Below are 24909 nucleotides of genomic sequence, written 5' to 3' on the forward strand. Positions count from 1 at the left end.
ACTATCTCACCTCCCCTTGGATATTGCTACTCTGAGATGTAAGTGGTTTGGTAATGGTCACTTCTTTCACATGACGAAGACCCTGACTAGTCATCTCAATCCAATAATCAACCACAGAGATCAAGGGATCCAAACGATGGCTAATGATCAGAAAACTTCTTCCTTGATTTCTCTCCTCCAGAATCCAATGACAAAAATAATGGCAGGCTCTATCATCCAAACCTGCAAAAGGTTCATCTAGCAAGATCACAGAAGCCTTGCTGGTCAAGATGGTCAAGAGCTGAAGAATCTTTTGCTGGCCACCACTTAATTGATAGGGACTCTTATCGAGTGCCTGCTCCAAATCAAAATATCGTAAAGCTTGGAAAATTCGTTGATTTCTTTCAGAATCAGGTCCATCTAATTGAAGTTCCTCTCGCAGACTGACTCTGATAAACTGTTTCTCAGCTTCCTGAACAACACCCGTCAGGTCACGATACAAACTCTTTTTCTTTTTCAGGACTGTCCCCTTCCAGGTAATACGCCCCTTATACTTTTGAAATTGAAGAATAGACCGAAAAAGGGTTGATTTCCCGACACCATTATCACCCAAGATACAGGAAATTCCTTGGTAGAATGTAAAATCCGCAATCGAAAAGAGGGGGTGCTTATCCAGTTCACAAGTGATTCGGTCCATATAGAATAGTTCTGGGCTAGAAGCAACCTCCTTTGAAGCAACCTGTGTCATCTCAGAGGTAGGGATTTGAAACACTTCCCTTAGTTGTCCGTCTCTTAGCTCCACCATATGGTCGATATAGGCTTCATAATCAGATAAATCATGGTCGCACAAAATAACTGTCTTCCCATTAGAGACCAACTCTTTTAGAATCTCCAATATCTCTATCCTACTCTTGCGATCAATGGAAGCAAAGGGCTCATCTAATAGATAGACCCTAGGATTCATAGCAAAGAGAACAGCCAAAGCAGCCTTTTGCTTTTCTCCACCTGATAAGTGATGGATGGGACGGTGCAAGATGTCCTTGCAACGACATTGCTGGACAACCTCTGCTATTTTAGAATCAATTTCCTGAAGGTGATAGCCGATATTTTCCAAGGTAAAAATCAGCTCCTCAAACAAGCTCTCCATGGTAAATTGATGATTGGGATTTTGAAAGAGAATACCAACCGTTTGAACACGTTCGATGATAGAAAGCTGACTGACCTCGCTCCCATTTATCAGGACTTGACCATTATAGGGAAGAGAACTAACTTGGGCAATCATTTGAAAGAGACACGATTTTCCAGAACCACTGCTCCCAACTAACAAGGTAAAGGCTTGCGCATGAAAAGTAAAATCAATCGGTTCCGAAAAAATTGGGGACTGAATCTCCCGTAATTCCAGACCCATCTATGCTTTTCCTCCAGTTGCAAACTGATGATAGAGTTTGACAATGGCACGAACCAAGATAGTACAGAAGAAATAAACAGAAATAAAACGTACCACTAGCAAGGAAAGTACAAAAGGCACTGAAAAGGCGTAGTAACCTAACTTAATGTATTCATAGACAAAGCTAACAAGCGTAATCCCAATACTATTGGCAGTTAGAGAGAGCCAACTTTCATAGCGATTCTTGGTTACGATAAAACCAAGTTCACTTCCCAAACCTTGAACCAAGCCAGACAAAAAGGCACCTAGACCGAATTGGCTACCATAAAGGACTTCAGCAAGCGCAGCTAGCACTTCTCCAATCGTTGCACTTCCGACTCTCGGAACAAAGATGGCAGCAATGGGCGCAGCCATACACCAGAGTCCAAAAAGGATTTCATTGGCAAAAGCCTGTAAACCAAGAGGTGTTAAGAGTAGGCTGAGAATATTATACACATATCCTGAACCAACGAAAACCCCACCAAAAAAGATAGACAAGAAAGCAAGCAAAATAACATCTTTTAGCTGCCATTTTTTCAACATAAAAAACTCCTTTTTAAAGAAAAGTGGGGTGCTCAAGGTGAGCTGCCAAAAGGCTTATACTCTTCGAAAATCAAATTCAAACCACGTCAACGTCGCCTTGCCGTACTCAAGTACAGCCTGCGGCCAGTTTCCTAGTTTGCTCTTTGATTTTCATTGAGTATTAACGTCCAGACTATCCTCTTTTAATAAACAAAAAAACTCCAATTACAAACGAGAATTAGAGTTCAGCTTACAAGATTAGACCGTTCTTTTCGACATACGAAAAAAGCGTTTCACATTTCCCTTCGCCAGTCTTAACTGTATCAGGTTCAATGGGTATCATCTCAGCCTAAAGCACCCCAAATGTCTTTATTATTTAATTATGTGATTATTATAACACACATTTTATACTAGTTCAAGAAATTGAACTGGAAATACAGCCTTGCACTCACAAAGACAGCAGATCTTTCTTTTGCAAAAAACAAATGACCTGTTTGATGAATTAGCCATTCAAGCTGAATCTGGACATATCTTTTTAGAAAAGGAAAACTTCCACTTACTTAGAATCCAAGGATAGATACCTATTGTTCACTCATTTCTCGAACAGTTTTTTCTATATTTTTTGCATACGATATTGCTGAAATGATTGAAACACCGTCAACATTGGTCTTCATAATGTCTTTAATATGTTGCGTCTGTATCCCACCAATTGCAACTAAGGGCATTTGTGGCAATAGTTTTCTCATCAATTTAAGACCTTCATAACCTATAGCGCCACCAGCATCATCTTTTGACTGGGTATCAAATACAGGACCAACACCAACATAATCTACATATTCAACTTTTGACTGTTGAAATTCTTTCTCGTTTTTTATAGAAAGACCAATTATTTTATCTGGCATCAATTTTCTAATTTCATCAACACCTAGGTCATCTTGTCCTACATGAACCCCATCAGCATCTATTTCTAATGCCAACTCTATATCATCATTTACGATAAACGGTACATTGTATTTTTTACAAAGTTTTTTAAGTTTTATTGCTAATTCCAGTTTTTCTTTACCTTCTAAAGCACCTTTACCTTTTTCTCGAAATTGAAATAAAGTTATACCACCTTTTAAAGAATCTTCAACAACTGTATATAAATCCTTACCTAAGCAAGTAGTCGTTCCACAAATAAAATATAATTTTAATAGTTCTTTATTAAACATCTTATTTCACCTTTTTAAATGTTTCTATATCTTTATCAGTAACTTCATATAATGCATTAATAAATTCAACTTTAAACGTTCCTGGTAGATGTCCATTAGGACGCTTTTCTGCCATTTCCCCAGCAATATTATATGCTAACATTGCTGTTTCTAAAGATTTCAATTCTTGTCCTTTTTCTAGTCCTATAAAGCTCGCTAATACAGCTCCTAATAAACATCCTGTTCCAATAACTTTCGGCATCATTGCACTTCCGTTATGGATAGTCACTACCTCACCATTAACAGCAATAGCATCAACCTCCCCAGTTACTACTATTGGAATATTAAACTTAGCATTTGCTGCTAAAGCAATTTCATCAATATTATCTACTCCTGCACTGTCTACTCCCTTAGAGGCTACATTTATGCCGACTAAAGATGCAATCTCTCCTGCATTTCCTCTAATAGCTGCCAGTTTGTAATTATTTATTAAATCATCTGATACTTTTTTTCTATAAGCTCCCGCTCCACAGGCTACAGGATCTAATACTGCAGGTACATTATATTTTTCAGTTATTTTTAATGCCTCTTGGTACAGCTTCCAATTATCATCCGTTAAAGTCCCAATGTTAATCAATAATCCTCCAGCATACTTTAACAAATCCTCTAAATCTGCTGGAAACTCACTCATGGCTGGTGATGCACCCAGTGCTACTAATCCATTTGCTGTGAAATTTTTTACTACATCATTGGTGATACAAATGACTAATGGTGCTTTTTCTTTTAATAATTTTAAACTTGTCATATTGAAATTCTTCCTTTTCACTTTATACGATATACTGATTTCGATTTATCTCTATCTTTTGTTAAGAAATTTTTTTCATTTACATTGAATGATGTACCTCATCAAATTTGTGAATATCCTAAACTTTCTCTAGGCGTCATAACCAATATCAAAAAAGGCCAATTCTAAAGCGACCGCTTGATTCCAGCGTTGCTGAAGTTCTGTCAAATCTTCTCGACCTTTCCCGACACGATTGAGTTCGTCAATAAGAAATTGAACCCACTCTGCAAAGAAAGGACCTCTGTGGAGATTGATCCATTCCGAATGAATGTAGGCTTCAGGTAGAGCCAAATCTTTAGAACCCCAGTCTAAATAGAGACCTTCTGCAATGACCAGCATGACCAAAAGATGGGCATAGTCTGATGAAGACACTGCCGAATACATAAGATCCTGAAAGGCTTTTGTTACAGGGTGCAAGGTCACTTCCAGATAGTCATTCTCAGATACTTTTAACTCTTTGAAAGCCTTTTGGAAATAACCGTCTTCATCTGCTTCAAGAAAACCTAGTTGCTTGGCAAAACGAAGCTTGGATTCAAGCTGGTCTGCGTGGGCTACGCAGGCACCCAGCATGGATAAGAAGGCATCAAAGAAGTGATAATCTTGAATTAGGTAGTCTTTTAAGACCTTATTCTGAATTGTCCCTGCAAAAAGTTCCTTGACAAAACGATGATTGACAGCAGCCTGCCAATCCTTCTGACTACTTTTTAATAATTCTCCAACAGTCAAACCTGGCTGAAATGCATAAATCTGTGTTTCCATATTTATTTTTCCTCTCTTTACTCCTTAGTAATCAATAAAATACCAAGCAAAATCCTAGTTTCACTTGACCCTGTTAAAGAAAATCTAGGGCATTTGCAGAGAGCTACCTAAACAAGCCTATCCAGTTTTATATAAACAAAAAAACTCCAATTACAATCAAGAATTAGAGTTGACTTACAAGATTAGATCGTTCATTTCACCATACGAAAAAACTGTTCACATTTCCCTTCGCCAGTCTTAACTGTATCAGGTTCAATGGGTATCATCTCAGCCTAAAGCACCCCAAATGTCTTTATTATTTAATTACTGCACCAGTATAGCAAAAAATGAAAGCCCTAGCAAGATATTTGACCGAAAAATATCTTTATATAGTTTTCTTGATACAGATTGATCTTATTTAAACTTCTAATACATAACCAAAAACCTCCACATTCAGTGGAGGCAAGCATTTTATCAATACAATTTTAAGTCACGTGGGTCAACTGGGAAGGTTGGGTTGTATGGATTGTGACGGAGCTTGAAGTGTTTGACATCTTCAATGGTCTGAGTTCCAGACAATTGCATGACTGTCTTCAATTCTGCATTCAAGTGTTCAAAGACTTGACGCACACCAACACTACCGCCGAGAGCCAGACCATAGATAACCGGACGACCAATAGCTACCAAGTCTGCTCCTGAAGCCAAGGCTTTAAAGACATGTTGACCACGACGAACACCAGAGTCAAAGACGATTGGCACACGTTTATCAACTGCTTCTGCCACTTCTTGAAGCGAGTCAAAGGCAGCTGGTCCACCGTCGATTTGACGACCACCGTGGTTGGTTACCCAGATACCAGAAGCTCCTGCAGCAAGCGAACGTTCAACGTCCTCACGGCATTGTGGTCCCTTGACATACACAGGAAGACCAGAGTATTCAGCGATAAATTCTACATCACGTGGAGACAAGCGTTGTTTAGCTGATTTGTAAACAAAGTCCATTGATTTACCAGCACCTTCTGGCAGGTATTCTTCAACAATCGGCATGCCAACTGGGAAGACAAACCCATTACGCTTATCAACCTCACGATTACCCCCTACAGTAGCATCTGCCGTCAAGACAATCGCTTTATAGCCTTCAGCCTTCACACGGTCCATGATGTGGCGGTTGATACCGTCATCCTTACTAAAGTAAAACTGGAACCAATGTGGTGTCCCTTGAAGGGCTTCAGAAATCTCTGGAAGGTCAACAGTAGAGTATGAGCTAGTTGTATAAAGCGAACCGAACTCATGCACACCACGCGCAGTCGCCACTTCACCTTGTTCGTTTGCCAATTTATGAGCCGCAACAGGCGCCATAATGATTGGTGAAGACAATTTTTCGCCTGCAAATTCAATCTCTGTACTTGGATTTTCTACATTGCAAAGTGTATGAGGAACGATGAGCTTGTGGTTAAAAGCACGAATATTCTCTCTTAAAGTGAAAGTATCCTCTGCTCCACTGGCGATATAGCCAAATGCTGCTTTAGGGATCACTTTTTGCGCCATGGGCTCCAAATCATAGGTATTGATGAAATCTACATGCCCTTCTGCATTGCTTGTTTTGTATGACATAAAATGCCCTCCTTAATAAGTAAGCGTTTGCTTTTTATATTACAAAAATATTTTAACTCTTTTTTCAAAATTTTTCAAATATTTTGTTTGGAAATTTCATGCTTTCAATCATTTTACAGAGATAATTAAAAATGATAAACTTTCTTAAGTTATGGAAATTCAAATAATCTTTTCATTTTCTAGTATTAAAAACAAAATCAGGTAATCCTAGCAACCACCTGATTTTCTATGTTTTAAACGTTTTGCCAATTTTCTTGGTCTTCTTTAAAGCGTTTTAGAAGATCGAGTCCCTCTGGTGTGATATATCCTTCTTCTTGGGCTAGGTGAATGAGTTCACTGTAGTTAGAAAGCGTCACAAGTTTAACACCAGCATCTGCAAAGTTCTTATCTGCTTTTGGCAATTGGTAACTAAAAATCGCTACAACTCCAAGTACATCTGCTCCTTCGCGTTTAGCTGCTGCTACGGCTTCAAGAACAGAACCACCAGTTGAAATGAGGTCTTCAACCACTACCATTTTTTGACCTTGAGCTACACGGCCTTCAATTTGATTACCAGCTCCGTGGTCTTTTGGTTTGCTACGGATATAGGCAAATGGCAGATTCATCTTGTCAGCAATAATAGCTCCGTGTGGAATCCCTGCTGTTGCAGTTCCTGCAATCACTTCTACCTCTGGAAAGGCTTCTTTGATAGCATCTACAAAGCCATTTTCAATTAGGGTACGAGTTTCTGGATAGGCTAATGTCACACGGTTATCCGTATAAATGGGTGACTTGATACCAGAGGCCCAAGTGAAAGGCTCCTCTGGTTTGAGGTAAACGGCTTGGATTTTTAAGAGGTGGCTAGCAATATCTTTAGCAAGTGTCATGGTCTTCTCCTTTTATTTTTCTAATCTAGTTCTTTAATTCCAGTCCTGTGTCCATTCATCCTTGATGGCATGATAAGCTACAACAGGATCCTCAGCTTGGGTAATGGGACGTCCCACTACGATATAGTCACTGCCGATTTGATAGGCATCAGCAGGTGTCATGACGCGTTTTTGGTCTCCAACTGCAGCACCTGCTGGACGAATCCCCGGTGTCAGACAGATAAAATCTGGATTGGTAGCCTGCTTGATGACTTGCACTTCCTGAGCCGAGCAGACAACACCATCTAATCCCGCTTCAGCTGTCTTCTTAGCATAATGAATCACAGACTCTTGCAGGCTAGTTTGGATATTTTGGAACTCCTTCATCTGAGCTTCTGATGTTGATGTGAGCTGCGTTACAGCGATCAATTTGGCTTGGTTTCCAAGACCTTCACGCGCCGCCTTCATCATCTCTACACCACCAGCCGCATGAACATTAGTCATATCCACACCAAGCTGAGACAAGACCTTCATGGCTGACTTGACTGTATTAGGAATGTCATGCAGCTTGAGATCCAAAAAGACACTGTGCCCCAGGCCTTTCAAGTAAGACACAATCTCAGGCCCCGTTGCGTAATAAAGCTCCATCCCTACCTTAAGATAAAGGCTTTCTTCTGCTGGAAAAAGAGCTAAGAATTCCTTGACCACCTCAAAACTAGGAAAATCAAGAGCAATAACTGGACGATGTTCTCGCATAGGTTTCTCCTTTTACCTTTGCTAGTGAGAGAGTCTGGCCACAAGAAGCCACGAAAAAAGGAACCTGCCAACAGCAAGGTTCCACGAAAAATGGGTAGTCTCCACCCTTTCACCGTTTAACCTTAGCTGCCTCTCTGGACTGCTTTAAAGGTTTTTTACTATTCTATTATTTCTACCAGCACTTGTCAAGTAAAAATATGGTCACTAAAGAGCTATAGGAGAAAAGGTAAGACTAGCGACGCGATGAGCGCTGGGTCGTTTGGTTTCGATTGCTCTCTTCCTCTTGTTTTTTCTGTTCTTCTTCTAAACGTTTACGTTCTTCTTCCTGCTTTTTCTCGGCTTCCTTAGCCTCTTGTTTGGCTTTTTCCTCAGCTTCCATAATCAATTTATCCGCCACTGTGTAACTGTAAATTCCAGCTTCCATATCGACCACACTCGGTTCTGACAATTGAGGCTTAATCTTGCTGTAATAAGGCAGTTTCTTACTCATTTCAGAAAGCGGAACCAAGACTTCGTCCGAATCATTCATGGTCAATCGAATTAAATCGGAAGTGACCTTGCTGGGAGCTAATTCCACCTTTTGGATAGCAGCCTTGAGTTCTGGGCTAATTTGAGCAAGTTCTGAGACAAAAGCCTTGATTTGTTCGCTGTCATTAAAGAGAACTGATATATAAGTTTCTGGGAGACTAACCAAGCTCACAGCACTGGTCTCAAGCTGACCGCTGGAAAGAATAGGATAATGATTTTCACCAGAAACATAGTAGGCCACAATATCGTATTCCTTGACCTTGATAGTGAACTTGGTTGGAAATTGATAGACAAGTTGAGCTGATTCAACCCAATAGTTAGACTTAATCTGCTCTTCATATTTTGCCCTGTCTAGCAGAAGGCTAATCGTATAATCCGAATCCTGAATGCCTGAAGCCTGTCGAATATCATCAGCCGTAGTGTGCACCATTCCCTCAACACGAATATCCTTCATGGTCGCATAAGGACTGAGTAGGTAGGCAGAGACAATCAATAAAAGCAGACTTGGAAATAAAATCGTGAAGGCTCGCAAGATATGGAGGCCAGGAATCTTTGCTTTGGCTAGTTTTTCCTTTGCAGCCTTTTTAGCAAGCTTTTTATCCTGTTCTTCGTCCTCTTTAGCCCCTGATTCTTCTATCTCTTCTTCCTCTTTGTCACCCTCTGGGGCTTCTACTTTTTCTTCAAACTCTTCCTTAGCTGATTCTGGATCCTTTGGATTAGATTCACTCTCTTGGTCTTCAGTTTCATCTGAATCTTCAGATTTTGAAGCCATTCGAGCTTGTCTTTCCTTTTCTTTCTCCTCAGCTAGGGCTGCCTCTTCTTCAGCCTTCTTTTTTAGATATTCTTGGTTCCGTTTCTGCCATTCTGATAACTCTTTAAATTCTTCGAGGATTTCTTTGCCCTCATTTTTCTTATCTTTTGACATTTACTTTCCTTATGATAAATCTTTTTTCAACAGTTGATAAAAATCTGCTAGAGATTTCAATTCCTTAGAAGCCTTCATCTTAGCTTTGTATTCTTCCTTGTGGCTTAGTAAGTGAGACAGCTTCTCTTCCAAACTATCCAAAGTCAAATCACTTTCTTGAAGCTCTTCTGCATAGCCTTTTTTTACAAAGTAGGCTGCGTTCTCAATCTGGTCTCCACGACTAGCTTCACGACCAAGTGGCACAATAACATGCAATTTTGCCATGGCCAAGAGCTCAAAAATCGTATTAGCACCACCACGTGTCACAACAATATCAGCCAATTCCATCAAGGGTTGATAGAGATTGGTCACATAGTCAACACGAAAAAGATTTTGGCTCAACTCGTTCAGGCTAGAATCTCCAGTTAAATTGATAATATTGTAGCGCTCTGTCAGTTCTTTCTTATGGTCTGTCACCAATTGGTTAAAGACACGAGCACCTGCAGAACCGCCGACAAACAATACAGTTGGCAATTGGGGATTAAAGTGTGTTTGAATATCCACCAATTCATCGGGTTCTAGAGTTTTTTGGTCTGAAACCTTGGTCACTGCTCCCACATGCTCAACCTTAGACAAACTTGAAGCTTGCTCAAAGGTTGAATACATCTTGGTCGCAAATTTATAGGCGATTTTATTGGCCAAGCCCATAGACAGGTCAGATTCGTGAATAAAGACTGGCACTCCTGACACACGCGCAGCGATAACAGGCGGTACTGAGACAAAGCCCCCTTTTGAGAAAAGGGCCTGTGGACGAAGTCGCAACATGATAAAGAGAGATTGGATAATTCCCCAACCAACTTTGAAGACATCCAGCATATTTTGCCAAGAGAAATAACGACGCAATTTTCCAGTAGCAATGGAATGGAAGGTAACATCCAGACCTGACTTGAGGATTTCTTGGTGTTCGATACCACGCTTGTCCCCGATATAGTGGACTTCCCAGCCATCTTCGATGAACTTGGGCATTAACAAAAGATTGAGGGTAACGTGTCCAACTGTCCCCCCACCTGTAAAGACAATTTTTTTCATATTATTCTTTTAACTCCGCTACTGTGTCGATAAAGAGGTCGCCACGTACTTCAAAGTTAGCATACATATCCCAGCTGGCATTAGCAGGACTAAGAAGAACCACATCTCCTTGAGTCGCAAGCTCATAGGCCTTGCGGGTCGCATCTGCAATATCAGTCGCATCCACATATGCCACACCAGCCTTGTCTGCTGCCCGTTTGACACGTTCTGCAGACTGACCCAAGATGACCATCTTCTTGAGTCCAGTAATATCTGGCACCAGTTCGTCAAACTCATTACCACGGTCCAAACCACCTGCAATCAAAATGACCTTGCTGTTGTCAAATCCTGACAAGGCTTTTTGAGTAGCCAAGATATTGGTTGACTTGCTATCATTATAGAATTTGACACCCTTGATTGCATCCACAAATTGGAGACGGTGTTTGACACCACCAAAGGCTGAAAGAGTTTCTTTGATGATCTGGTTATCAACACCACGAAGCTTGGCTACAGCAATAGTCGCAAGCGCATTTTCCACATTGTGACTACCTGGAACTCCGATTTCATTCGCTGCCATGACTACTTCCCCACGGAAGTAGAGCTGACCATCTTCCAAATAAGCTCCATCAACCTTTTCAAGTGTTGAGAATGGTACAACTGTAGCTTGTGTTTTTCTTGCCAATTCTTTTGCCAAGTCTTGGTTAAAGTTCAAAACAAGGAAATCAGCTGCTGTCATCTTGTTCTGGATATTCCACTTAGCTGCTACATATTCCTCAAAAGAACCATGATAATCGATATGAGTTGGCATGAGGTTGGTAATAACCGCAATCTCAGGATGGAATTCTTGAACTCCCATGAGTTGGAAAGAAGAAAGCTCCATGACAAGCGTGTCCTTGTCTGACGCAGTTTGGGCCACTTGACTGGCTGGATAGCCGATATTTCCTGATAAAAGACCATGTTGCCCAGCAGCAGTCAAAACGTCCCCAATCATAGTCGTTGTGGTTGTTTTACCATTCGAACCAGTAATACCAACAATCGGTGCTTCAGAAATCAAATAAGCCAATTCCACCTCAGTCAAGACTGGAATTCCCTTGGCCAAAGCCTTTTCAATCATGGGATTGCTGTAAGGGATACCTGGATTTTTTACCATAAGGGCAAACTCTTCATCCAAGAGTTCCAAAGGATGACCGCCTGTGATGACCTTGATCCCTTCTTCCAGCAAACTTTGCGCAGCTGGATTGTCCTCGAATGGTTTCCCGTCATTTACTGTCACAATGGCACCCAGCTTATCCAACAAACGAGCTGCAGATTCACCAGACTTGGCCAAACCTAAAACAAGGACTTTCTTATTTTTAAATTGATCTATTACTTTCATGTCTCGAACTCCATTTCTACTCCTACTATTTTACCATTTTTATGGAAATAAAAAAGCCACAAAGTGTGTTTGTGACTCTTTCTTCTAACTGATACTCTTCGAAAATCTCTTCAAACCACGTCAGCTTCGCCTTGCCGTACTCAAGTACAGCCTGCGGCTAGCTTCCTAGTTTGCTTTTTGATTTTCATTGAGTATGAATCTTACCATATCATCTATGTGATAAATCGGTAACTCGAATGACTTGGTCCACTTGTTCCCAAATCAGAGGATTGTGGGTCGCAATAATAATGGTCCGATTCGGATTTTTTAAAGATTCTAGGATAGAAAGTAATTCCTCAGAGTTTTTGGGGTCTAGTGAAGCGGTTGGTTCATCTGCGAGAATCAAAGGTGGATCCTTTAAAATTATCTTCGCTAGTGCAACACGTTGTGCTTCTCCTCCTGATAATTCAAAGATAGGCTGCTTTAAATCTAAATAAGAGAGGTTAACACGGTTTAGAGCTTGTTTCATCAAAGAGATTTTCTCTTTTTCCTTCAACTTTTTACCAACTAAACCCAGATTGAGATTCTCTTTGACGGTTTGGCTTTCAATTAAGCCAAAATCTTGAAATAAGTATCCCAAGTAATCTCTAAAGAAAACAGAAGGCTTGATGTCCTTAAGAGAAGTGCCATCATAGATGATTTGTCCTTTATCATATGGCTCTAATCGTCCAATCATATTCAAGAGTGTTGTCTTACCACAGCCACTTGTTCCGATTAAGGCATAAATTTTCCCACCTTCAAAATGAAGATTCGTATCTGAAAATAGCTGACGGCTTCCAAATTTTTTAGATATATTCTTTAGTTCAATCATCCTATTTTCCTTTCATAATTGTCATAGAAACACGAGATTCTTTCTGAGCTTGACGGTAAAGCGTCAAAACTGCACTAGCTAGAAAGACTAATAAAGTGAGCAAGCCAATCACCAAGTCTCGACTGCTTAAAATAAAGAGACTAGCACCAAATACAAAACTGGCAAATTGACTAACCATATACTGAGCATGTGTTTCAAAAAATCGTAAACCTGAAATTCGTTTAATCAAAATATCTCGGCGGAATTGCTCGAAATATAGAAGATTGACAGAATAAAAGAGTAACAAGGAACTAGCTATCCCCACAATAGCTCCTAAGATTAAAGTTGCTGTTTCAGTTTGAACTTCATTATAACGAGTTAGATAAACACTTCTTCCTTCTTTAAGATAGGATACTTGCTCATAAATTCCAGCTTTCTTCAAGAGTTCTAGCCCACTCTCATATCCTTTGATAAAAAGTTGTTTTCCAGCATTGATAGACCAAACATATTTTGAAATGAAACTATCACCTGTAGATGTTGGAGTAAATACAACTAAAATCGGATCGGTTAAGTACTGAATGGATACTGGGCTTTCACCGTTATTATAAATAAATCGCTTCTCTCCTGTTGGAAGATAGCTAACAATCGCTCTCATTTCATACTCTAAAGGAGCGCTTGCCTCCTCACCAGATTTTCCATAATAACTCAATCTTTCTTCAAAAGCTTTCTTAAGTTCTGCTTCCTGTGAACGAAGAGATTCTGGTAATAAGAGTCCAAATTCACCTTTTTGAAGATGAGCTAGTTTCTGTCTAGTCTCACCATTTACAGGTACATTTTCCTTGTCCAAATAACTTGGACTGACATAGAGAACATTAGCATCTGGACTATAGGTATCCAGTGTCTCTCCCTGTTCATTTTTTCCTTGAGGATTGGCAAAATGGAACAGATTATCCTTTACATAAAGAGCTTGTTCTTCTTCGATTGCTTCCTTGGCAAAGGCATACCACTTGCTCTGATTTTCTGTATCTTTTACTCTATCACCTAAGCCAAAAGAAATTTGATAATAGTCTGCTCTGTCCTGCCATGCTTGTTTTGAAATTTCAAGTTCTTTCAATCGTTGGTAAGATGTCAAGCCTGTCTTAACAGCGTAGCCCACTGTAAAAACAGCTACTAACTGACACAATAGGGTTAAAGCCATCAAGCGTTTAAGGGGTAATCTTCCCTTAATAACAGGAACTAATGCTTTATAACTCAAACTCATTAGATAAAGGAGCATTAGTAAAATTGAAATACCCAATAAAAACAACAGATAGAAACTAATCCCAAAACCATAGGTGGCTAACAAGATAGGATAAAACAAACCTTGACTAAAAAGAACGACTCCCCCACCTAGGAAGGAAAGGAGGGCTGATAGAAGGAGCCACTTAATATCAGTCGATAAAGAATGCCCCATGATGGATAAGAGAGTCTGACCAGAAAAGAGTTTTATACCTGCTGCTCTCATTTCCTTAATCCGAGTGATAATCACTAAAGCAAAGAAAGATAAGCCAAATATTGCTAAACTAATTAAAATAAGGGGAATTAGTAACATTCTAAAAGCAAGGGAATAGGGAGGTGTCTTTCTGTCAGCAATTGCTTTATAACCCAAATCTCCTAATTTATCGGCAAGCTTTTCTTTCGTCAAGGAGCCTGACAAAAGGAGATAACTATTTAGCGGATCACTACGTTCACGACTTTCTTGGCTAGCTTCTTGGAATTCTTTTGGTAAAGTTCCCTGACCATAAGTTGCATAAGTAAAGTTGGTCGTCCCATCCTTACTCGGCTCTACAATTCTTCTAGCTATTAAACTCTGTTCTGAGTTTGCAAAATTCTCCAATTCCTGTTCAAATATCTCACGCGTCGGTTCCTGAGTATCTTTTTTGACACGAAGTAAAGAGACGGAATCATAGCTTGCATATAAATATTGTGGCGCACGTAAGACAATAATCCAAGCAAGGAAGAAGCTGAGAAAAAAAGTTGATAATAATATGAATAGTTTCTTCATAGTAGACTCCTTGTATAAGAGAATAACCCTATAGAAAAAGATTTTATCTTTTATAAATTCTTAGAATTATTTTCCTAGTTTAATCCATCACACCCTGAGCACCAAGACAACAATACTCTTCAAAAATCTCTTCAAACCGCGTCAACGTCGCCTTGCCGTACTCAAGTACAGCCTGCGGCTAGTTTCCTAGTTTACTCTTTGATTTTCATTGAGTATAAATTTAATCCTTTCTTATTTTGAAAACGATTTCTTATAACTTAAGTATATCACTTTCTATATAATTTATCAACATATTTTACTAAAATATTGTTAGTAATAGAGTTTTACAGTTCCCCAAAAAATAGATGTCATTAACGAATTTTATTCAAGTTTTTCCCATTCATATTATCCAAGCAAAAGAGATGATGTTATAGTAAAAAACAATTCAAACTATTGTAAAATTCCTACCAAAAAAAGAGAGCTGAAACTCTCTTTTTATCTTCTTTTACCTTTTTTGACTGGCATGAGTGTGATGTCTCTCACACTAAAGTAAGCTAGGATTAACATGGCTATTGCTAGGAACATTTCTGTTGGTAATTGAAAAATTTTCAGAAAAGATAGAGCCAACAAAATCAAGAGTGCCACTAAAATACATACCATAGCGACGATATTGACTGTCCCTTTAATGCTTTCTGGTGTCGCAAATACATAGAGTAGGAGCAGTAAAATCCCTAGGACTAAATAGACCATCTTTCTCTCTTTCTAGCTCTTATTCAGCTGATTTTTTCTTCTTGTTAGCTTTCTCACGCTCTGCTTTGTTAAGGATTTGTTTACGCAAACGGATAGACTCAGGCGTTACTTCCATGTACTCATCGTCGTTCAAGAACTCAAGAGACTCTTCAAGTGTCAAGATACGAGGTGTCTTGATAACAGCTGTTTGGTCCTTAGTAGCTGAACGAACGTTGGTCATTTGTTTCGCCTTAGTGATGTTAACTGTCAAGTCATTTTCACGAGAGTTTTCACCGATGATCATTCCTTCGTAAACTTCAGTACCTGGGTTGACAAAAATCGTACCACGTTCTTCGATAGACATGATAGAGTATGTTGTAGCCTTACCAGCGTCGATAGAAACAAGGGCACCACGGTGACGACCACCAATTTCACCTGGAATCAATGGCAAGTATTGGTCAAAGGTATGGTTCATGATACCGTAACCACGAGTCATTGACAAGAACTCAGTTGAGTATCCAATCAAACCACGCGCTGGAACAAGGAAAACCAAACGAGTTTGACCATTACCAGTTGAAATCATATCCAACATTTCACCCTTACGTTCAGAAAGGCTTTGGATAACAGACCCTTGGTATTCTTCTGGAGTATCGATTTGAACACGTTCAAATGGCTCACATTTAACACCGTCGATTTCTTTTACGATAACTTCTGGACGAGATACTTGAAGTTCATATCCCTCACGACGCATTGTTTCGATAAGGATTGACAAGTGCAATTCTCCACGTCCTGAAACAGTCCATTTGTCTGGTGAATCAGTTGGGTCAACACGAAGGGAAACGTCTGTTTGCAATTCTGCCTGCAAGCGTTCTTCCACCTTACGAGAAGTCACCCATTTACCTTCTTTACCAGCAAATGGTGAGTTGTTGACCAAGAAAGTCATTTGAAGAGTTGGCTCATCGATGTGTAGGATTGGAAGAGCTTCAACTGCGTCTGTCGGAGTGATAGTTTCACCGACAAAGATGTCTTCCATACCTGAAACGGCAATCAAGTCACCTGCTTTAGCTTCTTGGATTTCACGACGTTCCAAACCAAAGAAACCGAAGAGTTTTGTAACACGGAAGTTCTTCGTTGTACCATCTAGTTTAGAAAGGGTAACTTGGTCCCCAACCTTAACAGTACCACGGAAGACACGACCGATACCGATACGTCCAACGAAGTCATTGTAGTCCAAAAGTGAGACTTGGAACTGCAAAGGCTCATCTGAGTTATCTACTGGAGCTGGGATGTGGTCAATAATCGTGTCAAAGATTGGTGCCATCGTAGCTTCTTGATCAGCTGGATCATCTGACAATGAAGAAGTTCCGTTGATAGCTGAAGCATACACCACTGGGAAATCAAGCTGGTCGTCATCTGCACCAAGCTCGATGAAAAGTTCCAAGACTTCATCCACTACTTCTGCTGGACGAGCTGATGGTTTATCGATTTTGTTGACAACCACGATTGGGACAAGGTCTTGTTCCAAAGCTTTTTTCAATACGAAACGAGTTTGTGGCATTGTTCCTTCGTAGGCATCTACGACCAAGACAACACCGTCAACCATTTTCATGATACGCTCAACTTCTCCACCGAAGTCCGCGTGTCCTGGTGTGTCCATGATGTTGATACGAGTTCCGTTGTAGGCAACGGCTGTATTTTTAGCAAGGATGGTAATTCCACGCTCTTTTTCGATATCGTTTGAGTCCATAGCACGCTCAGCCAATTCAGTACGTGCATCAAGCGTTTCTGATTGTTTCAATAATTCGTCAACGAGGGTTGTTTTACCGTGGTCAACGTGGGCGATAATCGCAATGTTACGGATATCTTCTCTTAATTTTGTCATGATTTCCTCTATAATATTCAAAATTTATTTTCTAACTGAACGATTATACCATAATTTCAAGTAAATAACATAATTCAAGCAAGTGTAAATGTTTTCACTATGCTTTTCTTTTCACGTCAAGCCTTTTCAAAGCATACAACTTATGATAAGATAGGCACAGTATGCGTTTAGATAATTTATTAGCCCAAGAAAAAATCAGCCGAAAGGCCATGAAACAAGCCTTACTCAAAGGGAACATTCTAGTCGATGGTCACCCAGCCCGCTCCCTAGCTCAGAATATCGATACAGGACTACAAGAACTCCTTTTTCAGGACCGAATAATTCAAGGCTATGAGCACACCTATCTGATGCTTCATAAGCCTGCTGGTTTCGTTACAGCCAACAAGGACAAGGAACTCCAAACCATCATGGACCTCCTTCCGCCTGACATCCAATCTGACAAACTCTATGCCGTCGGTCGACTGGACCGAGATACGACTGGTCTCCTCCTCGTGACCGATAACGGTCCCTTGGGCTTTCAACTCCTCCATCCCCAATATCATGTCGATAAAACTTATCAGGTTGAGGTTAATGGACTTCTGACACCTGACCATATCCAAGCCTTTCAAAAGGGAATTGTCTTTTTAGATGGCACTATCTGTAAACCTGCAAGATTAGAGATTCTATCTGCAAGTCCTTCCCTCAGTCAAGCCTCTATCACCATTTCAGAAGGAAAATTTCATCAAGTCAAGAAAATGTTCCTCTCGGTTGGTGTCAAAGTGACCTCACTCAAACGCACCCATTTTGGGCCTTGGAGCTTGGATGAAAATCTTCAAGCAGGAGACTATCGTCCCCTAAACTCAGAAGAGTTGGCAAGTATTCGTGACTTTCTCAGAAAAAGTGGTTAAAAAATGAGCTCGGAAATATCCAAGCTCGTTTTCTTATTTCTCAACTTTGACTTTCCCTTTCCAAGAATCCAAGCCATAAGAAAGGATATAAATCTCAGAAAAGCCTTGTTTTTTCAAGTAAAGAGCTGCATTTGTAACTCGTTGCGCACGTTGGTTTTCGTAGAGAAGGACAGGTTTATCCTTACGAAGGGCTGCAAGACTCGTCTTCAACTGACTTGAAGGAATATTGCGGGCACCAAGGATATGTTTTCTGTGGAATTCAGCTGGGTCTCGCAAATCAATCAATTGACCCGTACGAATCAAGGCTTCAAATTCCTCATTGTCTACGATTTTAGCCGCACGGCGAATACGAAGATAGTTAAAGCCCATCCATGCCAACATTGCTAGTATAAGTGCCCACAAAATCCAAGTAACCATTAGTTCATTTCTCCATTTTTCTCAATATAATCCAATTCTACCTTGTGCTCTCTGCGAAGAACCGCTTCCGCTTCCAGATAATCCAGTTTGTCCATCAGCCCTGCATCGTAAATCCGAGAGAGCTCCAACTTCATCAGTTCAATATCATATAAGCGTTTTCCCATATAAACAATAATACCAAATCGTTTGAGGAATTGCTGCACATCATAGAATGTTTTCATAAGACTTATTCTAGCAAAATTTTGTGTTTTTTTCAAGAAGAGACTCACACAATGCTCCTGATTTTCCTATCTTCTTTGGCGATTCTGACGCAAGTGTGGTACAATAAAAACATGAGAATTCAACAATTACACTATATTATCAAAATCGTCGAAACTGGCTCCATGAATGAGGCAGCCAAGCAACTCTTTATCACTCAACCTAGTCTTTCCAATGCTGTGAGAGATTTAGAAAATGAAATGGGGATTGAGATCTTTATCCGCAATCCTAAGGGTATCACCTTGACCCGTGATGGGATGGAGTTTCTCTCTTATGCCCGTCAGGTTGTCGAGCAGACCCAACTTCTGGAAGAACGCTATAAAAATCCTGTCGCCCACCGTGAACTCTTTAGCGTTTCATCTCAACACTATGCCTTTGTGGTCAATGCCTTTGTATCGCTACTCAAGAAAAGCGATATGGAGAAATACGAGCTCTTCCTTCGTGAAACTCGTACTTGGGAAATTATCGACGACGTCAAGAACTTCCGTAGTGAGGTCGGTGTTCTATTTTTAAACAGCTACAACCGTGATGTTTTAACTAAGATGCTGGATGACAATCACCTACTGGCTCACCATCTCTTCACAGCGCAGCCCCATATCTTTGTCAGCAAGACCAACCCTCTGGCAAAGAAAGACAAGGTGAAACTGTCTGATTTGGAAAACTTCCCTTATCTGAGTTATGACCAAGGAACGCACAACTCCTTCTACTTTTCAGAAGAAATCCTTTCCCAAGAGCACCACAAGAAATCCATCGTGGTTAGTGACCGTGCTACCCTCTTTAATCTCTTGATTGGTTTGGATGGTTATACTATTGCGACGGGGATTTTGAACAGCAACCTCAACGGAGACAATATCGTTTCTATCCCACTGGATATTGATGACCCAATTGAGCTGGTCTATATCCAGCATGAAAAAACCAGCCTATCTAAGATGGGCGAACGCTTTATCGACTATCTCCTAGAAGAAGTCCAGTTTGATAGTTGAGAAATGATAAGAACCAATATGTAGGCTAGCAACAACCTGCACATTGGTTCTTTTTACTTATAATTAAAAGTTTCCCCTGCCAACTTATCAGCTAGCTTGGGGAAGAGAGTATAAAACTTATGGGCTAGGTTCAACAAAACAGGAAGATTGAGTTCTCGTTTGTTTTTCCCTATAATCTTGACAATCTTTTTAGCAACTGCATCTGGTTTCAACAGGAAGCAATCAACCGACTTAAGATAAGTCCCATCTGGGTCGGCTTGGTCAAAAAATCCTGTACGGATTGGTCCTGGATTGACTGTCGTCACATAGACTCCATAGGGTATGAGTTCGAGGCGTAAGGCATTTGAAAAACCAATAGCCGCAAACTTGGTTGCTGAGTAGAGACTAGACTTGCCAGTAGCGATTAAACCTGCCATGCTGACGATATTGATGATATGACCTTTTCGGCTTTCCTTCATACGAGCTGCAAGGCGACGAGACAGATTCATCAGGGCAAAGGTATTAACCTCGAACATCTGGTGAATATCTTGGTCAGAAATCTGGTCAAATTCCTCAAAAATCCCGTAACCAGCGTTGTTTATTAAAACATCAATCTTGCCATAGCGGTGATAGAGGTCTGCTACCAGAGTTTCTAAGGCTGAATCATCGGTAATATCGATTTCAATCAATTCTGCATGGGGATGGTTTCCGTAGAGTTGGGCTAATTTTTCCTTATTTCGACCAAGCAAGATGAGTTGGTCGTTTTGCAAGAATTTGACCATTTCTTGAGCTAAGCCACCGCTAGCTCCGGTAATGAGAATAGTAAGCATACTTATCCTTTCTCAATCTTTTAGATTTCCACTTCTTCTAAGTCTTTGACCACATGGACATTTTCAAAAACACTAGCAGCGTCTTTTTTGAGTTTGCTGATATCTTTTGAGAGGAAGCGAGCACTGATATGATTGAGCAAGAGGCGTTTAGCACCTGCTTCTACTGCTACTTGTGCAGCTTGCATATTAGTTGAGTGGCCATGGTTACGAGCAATTTTTTCATCGCCCTTGCCATAAGTGGATTCATGAACCAGGACATCGGCATTGATAGCTAGACGTACACTGGCATTGGTTTTTCGGGTGTCACCCAGAATGGTAATAATCTTACCCGGACGAGGAGCTGAGATATAGTCTACTGCCTTGATTTCAGTCCCATCTTCGAGAACAACGTCCTGACCATTCTTGATTTTTCCAAAAAGTGGGCCAAATGGGACACCAGCAGCCTTGAGTTTTTCAGCATCCAGCGTTCCTTCCAAGTCCTTTTGAATGACACGATAGCCAACACAGAAAATAGTATGATCCAATTCTTCCGCGTACACAGTGAATTTATCGGTCTCAAAGATTTTTCCTAAAGAATCTTGGGCAAACTCATGAAAATGAATACGGTAAGGCAGGCGCGAACCTGACACACGTAGACTAGTCAATACAAAAGATTTGATGCCTTGAGGTCCATAGATTTCCAAATCTGTCTGCTCTTCATTGGCCTGAAAGGCTCGACTAGAAAGGAAACCTGGTAAGCCAAAAATGTGGTCTCCATGCAGATGAGTGATAAAAATTTTGCTGACCTTACGTGGTCTAATTGTGGTTTCCAGGATGCGATTTTGCGTACCTTCTCCACAGTCAAAGAGCCAGACTTCGTTAATCTCATCCAAGAGTTTCAGGGCGAGACTTGAAACGTTGCGGGCTTTAGAGGGCTGACCAGCCCCCGTTCCTAAAAATTGAATATCCATTCGATACTTTCTAATTAATCAATATATAACATGGCTGTGCGGTTTTCCGATCGGAAATAGCGCTTGCCAGAAAAAGCAGTAGCTTCTTGTAATAACTCCTCTTGGCTGTAACCTTTAAGACGCTTGCGACCATCAGCCAAACTTTCCAAATCAGTCAAAGCTGTTAAACTCTCCATGCTAACAACTTCCTCGTCCCCGACAGCCTTCATATAAATCTTACCAGACTCTTCAAAGACTAGTTGATGGGGGAAAATTTGCGCAATTTCAAAGAGCAAGTCATCCGAGATCTTCTCCTTATTTTCAGAGAAAATTCGACCAAGACCCTCACTCTCATAACAAAAACCAAAGGATTTACCAGATAGATTAAGCCGAATAAAAGGCTTATTTTCTAGGGTGAAACTTGGCTCAGTATTGTAAAGATTCAGTTCCTGACTGACTTCTGCAAAATAATCCGTCGCAGCCTCAGGACTCTTTTTCTGATAGAGTTCTGCAAAGTAAGCATTGACTACGCTGGGCGGAGGTGTAATAATGGCCAACTGCTCTTGATCTGTCTTTCCAGCTAGAAGTTGATCCAGATAGACCTTATCCAGACTTGTATAACCTCCATACTTTAAAGCCAAAGTTTTAATATCAGTCATAAAATTCCTCGAACCTCCATTTATTTTTCTCGGAAATGTAGCCTGTAATCACTTCGCCGTCTTCCTGATAATCACGTTCTTCCAGAATTGCAACACTTTCTAAATCATGAATCTTGTAGGACTTTGAAAAAGGCACTCGCAGTGTAAAAGATTCAAAAATATCCTTGATTTTCTCTAAAAACAAAGCCTGCAAATTCTCACGACTATCCTCAGACTTGGCAGAAATGAGGGCATAAGGCGTTTGGGTAGGCGTGAAATCCTCCACCAAATCCGCTTTATTATAAAGTGTCAGGCGAGGAATATCCTCCATGTCCAAGTCTTTCATGATGGAAAGGACCGTTTTTTCATGCTCCTCGTGGTAAGGATTGCTGGCATCGATAACATGAACCAGAAGATCTACATGCTTGCTTTCCTCCAAGGTTGACTTGAAACTGGATACCAACTCTGTCGGCAAATCTTGGATAAAGCCCACGGTATCTGTCAAAGTTACTTGGAGATTGCCCCCCAGATGAATACTCTTAGTCGTCGCATCCAGAGTCGCAAAGAGCTCATCAGCCTCATACTGGGTCTTGCTGGTCAAGGTGTTCATTATAGTTGACTTCCCAGCATTGGTGTAACCAATCAAACCAATCTTAAAAGTGCTCGACTCCAGACGTTTTTCTCTGACAGTCGCCCGATTTTTCTCAACCACCTTGAGCTGGCGCTCGATATCCGTGATTTGATTGCGAACGCTACGACGGTTCAGCTCCAGCTGACTTTCACCAGGTCCACGGGAACCAATTCCCCCTGCCTGACGGCTGAGCATAATCCCCTGACCAACCAAACGAGGCAAGAGGTATTTGAGTTGGGCTAGGTGGACTTGGAGCTTGCCTTCATGGCTTCGAGCCCGCATGGCAAAGATATCCAAAATCAACTGCATACGGTCAATAACCTTAACACCCAGAACTTCTTCTAAATTGACATTTTGCCGTGGAGTCAGACGGTTGTTGACGATGACAGTGGTGATTTCTTCTGCATCCACCATGAGGGCTATTTCTTCCAACTTACCAGAGCCGACGAAGGTCTTGGAATCATATTTTTCACGTTTTTGTCTGTAGCTATCTACAACGACTGCACCAGCTGTCTTGGCTAGACTGGCCAATTCTTCCATAGAGAGGTCAAAATTGTCCATGCCCTGCAATTCCACACCAATGAGCAGGACTCGCTCCTCTTTTTTTTCCGTATCAATCATCTAAAAACTCCTCTATCTGGTTTAAAATGCGGTCTTGCACACCAGCTTCTCCAATCTGATAAAAGGTGACCTGCATGCGATTACGGAACCAGGTCAACTGACGCTTGGCAAAACGACGGGTAGCCTGTTTGAGACTCTCACTAGCTTCCTCCAAAGTTTGCTCCCCACGGAAATATGGAAAAAGTTCCTTATAGCCAATTCCTTTAGCAGCCTGCACATCTGGATAATGGTCAAAAAGCCACTTGGCCTCATCCAAAAGCCCAGCCTCAAACATCAAATCCACGCGGCGATTGATACGTTCATATAATTGACTGCGTTCATCATCCAAGCAGATAATCAGCGGTTCATATAGACTCTCTTGATTTTCCAAATCCTGACCAAAATGGGCAATTTCCAAGGCACGCATAGCACGACGACGATTAAACTGGGGAATCTCAAGGCCAGCTTGCTCCACCAGATGAGCCAGTTCCTCATCTGTATAAGGCTCCAAACTAGCTCGATAAGCTAAAATCTCCTCATGGGGAGTCTCCCCACCCAGGTGATAACCTTCTAGCAAGCTCTGGATATAAAGTCCAGTCCCACCAGCAATAATGGCTAGCTTACCCCGATTTTGAATATCTTCAATGGCTGTCTTAGCTTCTGAAACAAAATCAAAAGCCGAGTAAGACTCGGTTACCTCTCTAACATCGATTAAATGATGGGGAATAGCCGCCTGCTCTTCTAGACTAGCTTTAGCCGTCCCAATATCTAGACCTCGGTAAACCTGCTGACTATCACCGCTAACCACTTCACCATTAAAACGCTTTGCAATTTCAATGGCTAGAGCTGTCTTTCCAACTGCAGTCGGTCCAACAATCACAATTATTTTTGTTTTCATCTTTTTTCCTTGAAAAATTCCCATTTTTTCGTTACTATTATTATAACACAAAAAGGTCAGTCAGAAAAATGTGACCTCTTGAGGAGGCTGGCTGATTAAGAAAATAAAGGAGGAAGACTCATGGCTAAAGGATTCGCTAAAGGTCTTGTAACAGGTGTCGCAGGAACTGTCGCTGCAGTCGCAGGTGCAGTATACGCATTTAAAAAGAAAGTAATCGAACCAGAAGAGCAAAAAGCAGCTTTCATCGAAGAAAACCGAAAAAAAGCAGCTCGTCGCCGCGTATCACGTTAAGAAACAAAAGAAGTTGGGATTTATTTTCTCAACTTCTTTTTTCTATTCTTTTGTACTCTTTGAAAATCTCTTCAAACCACGTCAACGTCGCCTTGCCGTAGGTATGGTTACTGACTTCGTCAGTTCTATCCACAACCTCAAAACAGTGTTTTGAGCTGACTTCGTCAGTTCTATCTACAACCTCAAAGCAGTGCTTTGAGCAACCTGCGGCTAGCTTCCTAGTTTGCTCTTTGATTTTCATTGAGTATTAAAAACCCGATGTTTCCATCAGGCTTCTTTTTTATCCATGTACACGTTTCATATAGTCTTGATAACTTTC

25 protein-coding genes and 2 riboswitches are annotated in these 24909 nt (G+C 40.8%); of the genes, 3 read left to right on the top strand and 22 right to left on the bottom strand.

Going from position 1 to position 24909, the window contains the following annotated elements:
* Nucleotide 1 precedes the first annotated feature (1 nt).
* The 15 genes from HT685_RS08615 to typA all read right to left on the bottom strand — a co-directional run bounded on the left by HT685_RS08615 (nucleotide 2) and on the right by typA (nucleotide 17249).
* A complete protein-coding gene (locus tag HT685_RS08615; protein WP_173225272.1) occupies nucleotides 2-1387 on the bottom strand; it encodes an ABC transporter ATP-binding protein in 1386 nt (461 codons plus the stop codon).
* Nucleotides 1388-1948, bottom strand: coding sequence for an ECF transporter S component (locus HT685_RS08620; RefSeq protein ID WP_173279012.1), 561 nt, complete (start codon nucleotides 1946-1948; stop codon nucleotides 1388-1390).
* 262 nt (nucleotides 1949-2210) lie between these two features.
* Nucleotides 2211-2299: riboswitch (TPP riboswitch) on the bottom strand.
* A 209-nt stretch (nucleotides 2300-2508) separates the two neighbouring features.
* Nucleotides 2509-3138 (bottom strand): thiamine phosphate synthase, encoded by a 630-nt coding sequence (gene thiE, locus HT685_RS08625; RefSeq protein ID WP_166731202.1) that lies wholly within the window; start codon nucleotides 3136-3138, stop codon nucleotides 2509-2511.
* A 1-nt stretch (nucleotide 3139) separates the two neighbouring features.
* Complete coding sequence (gene thiM, locus HT685_RS08630; RefSeq protein ID WP_173225333.1) at nucleotides 3140-3922, bottom strand: hydroxyethylthiazole kinase; 783 nt, start codon at nucleotides 3920-3922, stop codon at nucleotides 3140-3142.
* A gap of 129 nt (nucleotides 3923-4051) precedes the next feature.
* Nucleotides 4052-4720: a TenA family protein gene (locus HT685_RS08635; RefSeq protein ID WP_173225336.1), complete on the bottom strand. Its 669-nt coding sequence runs from the start codon at nucleotides 4718-4720 to the stop codon at nucleotides 4052-4054.
* Between the two features lie 206 nt (nucleotides 4721-4926).
* Nucleotides 4927-5015, bottom strand: a riboswitch (TPP riboswitch).
* A gap of 158 nt (nucleotides 5016-5173) precedes the next feature.
* Complete coding sequence (gene lctO / locus HT685_RS08640; RefSeq protein WP_088791092.1) at nucleotides 5174-6310, bottom strand: L-lactate oxidase; 1137 nt, start codon at nucleotides 6308-6310, stop codon at nucleotides 5174-5176.
* A 233-nt stretch (nucleotides 6311-6543) separates the two neighbouring features.
* On the bottom strand, nucleotides 6544-7176 hold the full coding sequence (pyrE, locus tag HT685_RS08645; protein WP_173225341.1) for an orotate phosphoribosyltransferase: 633 nt from the start codon (nucleotides 7174-7176) through the stop codon (nucleotides 6544-6546).
* Nucleotides 7177-7209: 33 nt separating this feature from the next.
* Nucleotides 7210-7911 carry an orotidine-5'-phosphate decarboxylase gene (gene pyrF, locus HT685_RS08650; protein WP_173225344.1) on the bottom strand — a complete coding sequence of 234 codons (702 nt, stop codon included), beginning with the start codon at nucleotides 7909-7911 and terminating at the stop codon, nucleotides 7210-7212.
* A 232-nt stretch (nucleotides 7912-8143) separates the two neighbouring features.
* Nucleotides 8144-9364, bottom strand: a complete 1221-nt coding sequence (locus HT685_RS08655) for a cell division protein FtsQ/DivIB (RefSeq protein WP_173225347.1) — start codon at nucleotides 9362-9364, stop codon at nucleotides 8144-8146.
* Between the two features lie 9 nt (nucleotides 9365-9373).
* Nucleotides 9374-10432, bottom strand: coding sequence for a UDP-N-acetylglucosamine--N-acetylmuramyl-(pentapeptide) pyrophosphoryl-undecaprenol N-acetylglucosamine transferase (locus HT685_RS08660; protein ID WP_173225350.1), 1059 nt, complete (start codon nucleotides 10430-10432; stop codon nucleotides 9374-9376).
* Nucleotide 10433: 1 nt separating this feature from the next.
* Nucleotides 10434-11786 (bottom strand): UDP-N-acetylmuramoyl-L-alanine--D-glutamate ligase, encoded by a 1353-nt coding sequence (gene murD, locus HT685_RS08665; protein ID WP_173225353.1) that lies wholly within the window; start codon nucleotides 11784-11786, stop codon nucleotides 10434-10436.
* A 208-nt stretch (nucleotides 11787-11994) separates the two neighbouring features.
* Nucleotides 11995-12636 carry an ABC transporter ATP-binding protein gene (locus HT685_RS08670; protein ID WP_000571283.1) on the bottom strand — a complete coding sequence of 214 codons (642 nt, stop codon included), beginning with the start codon at nucleotides 12634-12636 and terminating at the stop codon, nucleotides 11995-11997.
* Nucleotide 12637: 1 nt separating this feature from the next.
* Nucleotides 12638-14659 (bottom strand): bacteriocin-associated integral membrane family protein, encoded by a 2022-nt coding sequence (locus HT685_RS08675; protein ID WP_173225356.1) that lies wholly within the window; start codon nucleotides 14657-14659, stop codon nucleotides 12638-12640.
* 474 nt (nucleotides 14660-15133) lie between these two features.
* Nucleotides 15134-15388 (bottom strand): DUF3165 family protein, encoded by a 255-nt coding sequence (locus HT685_RS08680; protein ID WP_000262797.1) that lies wholly within the window; start codon nucleotides 15386-15388, stop codon nucleotides 15134-15136.
* Nucleotides 15389-15407: 19 nt separating this feature from the next.
* Nucleotides 15408-17249 (bottom strand): translational GTPase TypA, encoded by a 1842-nt coding sequence (typA, locus tag HT685_RS08685; RefSeq protein WP_000164111.1) that lies wholly within the window; start codon nucleotides 17247-17249, stop codon nucleotides 15408-15410.
* A gap of 161 nt (nucleotides 17250-17410) precedes the next feature.
* Here typA and HT685_RS08690 point away from each other — a divergent pair, with 161 nt between their 5' ends.
* Nucleotides 17411-18136, top strand: a complete 726-nt coding sequence (locus HT685_RS08690; RefSeq protein ID WP_173251828.1) for a 16S rRNA pseudouridine(516) synthase — start codon at nucleotides 17411-17413, stop codon at nucleotides 18134-18136.
* A 33-nt stretch (nucleotides 18137-18169) separates the two neighbouring features.
* On the opposite strand, the gene HT685_RS08695 is transcribed toward HT685_RS08690, so the two are convergent.
* Entirely contained in the window at nucleotides 18170-18553 is a 384-nt protein-coding gene (locus HT685_RS08695; RefSeq protein WP_000259257.1) for a rhodanese-like domain-containing protein, read from the bottom strand.
* Complete coding sequence (locus tag HT685_RS08700) at nucleotides 18553-18822, bottom strand: YqgQ family protein (protein WP_173225362.1); 270 nt, start codon at nucleotides 18820-18822, stop codon at nucleotides 18553-18555. The genes HT685_RS08695 and HT685_RS08700 overlap by 1 nt, the downstream gene beginning before the upstream one ends.
* A 63-nt stretch (nucleotides 18823-18885) precedes the next feature.
* On the opposite strand from HT685_RS08700, the gene HT685_RS08705 reads away from it, so the two are divergent.
* Nucleotides 18886-19794 carry a LysR family transcriptional regulator gene (locus tag HT685_RS08705; RefSeq protein ID WP_001222592.1) on the top strand — a complete coding sequence of 303 codons (909 nt, stop codon included), beginning with the start codon at nucleotides 18886-18888 and terminating at the stop codon, nucleotides 19792-19794.
* A 53-nt stretch (nucleotides 19795-19847) separates the two neighbouring features.
* Here the strand turns inward: HT685_RS08705 and HT685_RS08710 are convergent, their stop codons facing one another.
* Genes HT685_RS08710 through miaA form a run of 5 tightly spaced genes read right to left on the bottom strand, consistent with a single transcriptional unit; the run spans nucleotide 19848 to nucleotide 24299 of the window.
* Nucleotides 19848-20603 carry an SDR family oxidoreductase gene (locus HT685_RS08710; protein WP_173225364.1) on the bottom strand — a complete coding sequence of 252 codons (756 nt, stop codon included), beginning with the start codon at nucleotides 20601-20603 and terminating at the stop codon, nucleotides 19848-19850.
* 20 nt (nucleotides 20604-20623) lie between these two features.
* Nucleotides 20624-21553, bottom strand: coding sequence for a ribonuclease Z (gene rnz, locus HT685_RS08715; protein WP_173225367.1), 930 nt, complete (start codon nucleotides 21551-21553; stop codon nucleotides 20624-20626).
* Nucleotides 21554-21567: 14 nt separating this feature from the next.
* Nucleotides 21568-22191, bottom strand: coding sequence for a cystathionine beta-lyase (locus HT685_RS08720; protein ID WP_173225370.1), 624 nt, complete (start codon nucleotides 22189-22191; stop codon nucleotides 21568-21570).
* The gene (gene hflX, locus HT685_RS08725; protein ID WP_173225373.1) at nucleotides 22184-23422 is read right to left on the bottom strand and encodes a GTPase HflX; all 1239 of its coding nucleotides are present in this window, start codon (nucleotides 23420-23422) and stop codon (nucleotides 22184-22186) included. The genes HT685_RS08720 and hflX overlap by 8 nt, the downstream gene beginning before the upstream one ends.
* The gene (gene miaA, locus HT685_RS08730; protein WP_173225376.1) at nucleotides 23415-24299 is read right to left on the bottom strand and encodes a tRNA (adenosine(37)-N6)-dimethylallyltransferase MiaA; all 885 of its coding nucleotides are present in this window, start codon (nucleotides 24297-24299) and stop codon (nucleotides 23415-23417) included. Before miaA ends, hflX begins: the two co-directional genes overlap by 8 nt.
* A gap of 120 nt (nucleotides 24300-24419) precedes the next feature.
* Between miaA and HT685_RS08735 the strand changes: the two genes are divergently transcribed.
* The gene (locus HT685_RS08735; protein WP_001051780.1) at nucleotides 24420-24590 is read left to right on the top strand and encodes a DUF3042 family protein; all 171 of its coding nucleotides are present in this window, start codon (nucleotides 24420-24422) and stop codon (nucleotides 24588-24590) included.
* Nucleotides 24591-24909: the final 319 nt, after the last annotated feature.

The sequence above is a fragment of the Streptococcus sp. 5004 genome, from assembly GCF_013276755.1.
In the GTDB taxonomy this organism is placed as follows: Bacteria; Bacillota; Bacilli; order Lactobacillales; family Streptococcaceae; genus Streptococcus.

Bases quoted from the DNA above. Each gene is read 5' to 3' on its own strand.
- typA (WP_000164111.1), bottom strand. From the start codon at position 17,249: ATGACAAAATTAAGAGAAGATATCCGTAACATTGCGATTATCGCCCAC.
- HT685_RS08670 (WP_000571283.1), bottom strand. From the start codon at position 12,636: ATGATTGAACTAAAGAATATATCTAAAAAATTTGGAAGCCGTCAGCTA.
- lctO (WP_088791092.1), bottom strand. From the start codon at position 6,310: ATGTCATACAAAACAAGCAATGCAGAAGGGCATGTAGATTTCATCAAT.
- pyrF (WP_173225344.1), bottom strand. From the start codon at position 7,911: ATGCGAGAACATCGTCCAGTTATTGCTCTTGATTTTCCTAGTTTTGAG.
- HT685_RS08735 (WP_001051780.1), top strand. From the start codon at position 24,420: ATGGCTAAAGGATTCGCTAAAGGTCTTGTAACAGGTGTCGCAGGAACT.
- rnz (WP_173225367.1), bottom strand. From the start codon at position 21,553: ATGGATATTCAATTTTTAGGAACGGGGGCTGGTCAGCCCTCTAAAGCC.
- HT685_RS08680 (WP_000262797.1), bottom strand. From the start codon at position 15,388: ATGGTCTATTTAGTCCTAGGGATTTTACTGCTCCTACTCTATGTATTT.
- pyrE (WP_173225341.1), bottom strand. From the start codon at position 7,176: ATGACACTTGCTAAAGATATTGCTAGCCACCTCTTAAAAATCCAAGCC.
- HT685_RS08675 (WP_173225356.1), bottom strand. From the start codon at position 14,659: ATGAAGAAACTATTCATATTATTATCAACTTTTTTTCTCAGCTTCTTC.
- thiM (WP_173225333.1), bottom strand. From the start codon at position 3,922: ATGACAAGTTTAAAATTATTAAAAGAAAAAGCACCATTAGTCATTTGT.
- HT685_RS08695 (WP_000259257.1), bottom strand. From the start codon at position 18,553: ATGGTTACTTGGATTTTGTGGGCACTTATACTAGCAATGTTGGCATGG.
- murD (WP_173225353.1), bottom strand. From the start codon at position 11,786: ATGAAAGTAATAGATCAATTTAAAAATAAGAAAGTCCTTGTTTTAGGT.
- hflX (WP_173225373.1), bottom strand. From the start codon at position 23,422: ATGATTGATACGGAAAAAAAAGAGGAGCGAGTCCTGCTCATTGGTGTG.
- miaA (WP_173225376.1), bottom strand. From the start codon at position 24,299: ATGAAAACAAAAATAATTGTGATTGTTGGACCGACTGCAGTTGGAAAG.
- HT685_RS08655 (WP_173225347.1), bottom strand. From the start codon at position 9,364: ATGTCAAAAGATAAGAAAAATGAGGGCAAAGAAATCCTCGAAGAATTT.
- HT685_RS08690 (WP_173251828.1), top strand. From the start codon at position 17,411: ATGCGTTTAGATAATTTATTAGCCCAAGAAAAAATCAGCCGAAAGGCC.
- HT685_RS08620 (WP_173279012.1), bottom strand. From the start codon at position 1,948: ATGTTGAAAAAATGGCAGCTAAAAGATGTTATTTTGCTTGCTTTCTTG.
- HT685_RS08705 (WP_001222592.1), top strand. From the start codon at position 18,886: ATGAGAATTCAACAATTACACTATATTATCAAAATCGTCGAAACTGGC.
- HT685_RS08660 (WP_173225350.1), bottom strand. From the start codon at position 10,432: ATGAAAAAAATTGTCTTTACAGGTGGGGGGACAGTTGGACACGTTACC.
- HT685_RS08710 (WP_173225364.1), bottom strand. From the start codon at position 20,603: ATGCTTACTATTCTCATTACCGGAGCTAGCGGTGGCTTAGCTCAAGAA.
- thiE (WP_166731202.1), bottom strand. From the start codon at position 3,138: ATGTTTAATAAAGAACTATTAAAATTATATTTTATTTGTGGAACGACT.
- HT685_RS08720 (WP_173225370.1), bottom strand. From the start codon at position 22,191: ATGACTGATATTAAAACTTTGGCTTTAAAGTATGGAGGTTATACAAGT.
- HT685_RS08615 (WP_173225272.1), bottom strand. From the start codon at position 1,387: ATGGGTCTGGAATTACGGGAGATTCAGTCCCCAATTTTTTCGGAACCG.
- HT685_RS08635 (WP_173225336.1), bottom strand. From the start codon at position 4,720: ATGGAAACACAGATTTATGCATTTCAGCCAGGTTTGACTGTTGGAGAA.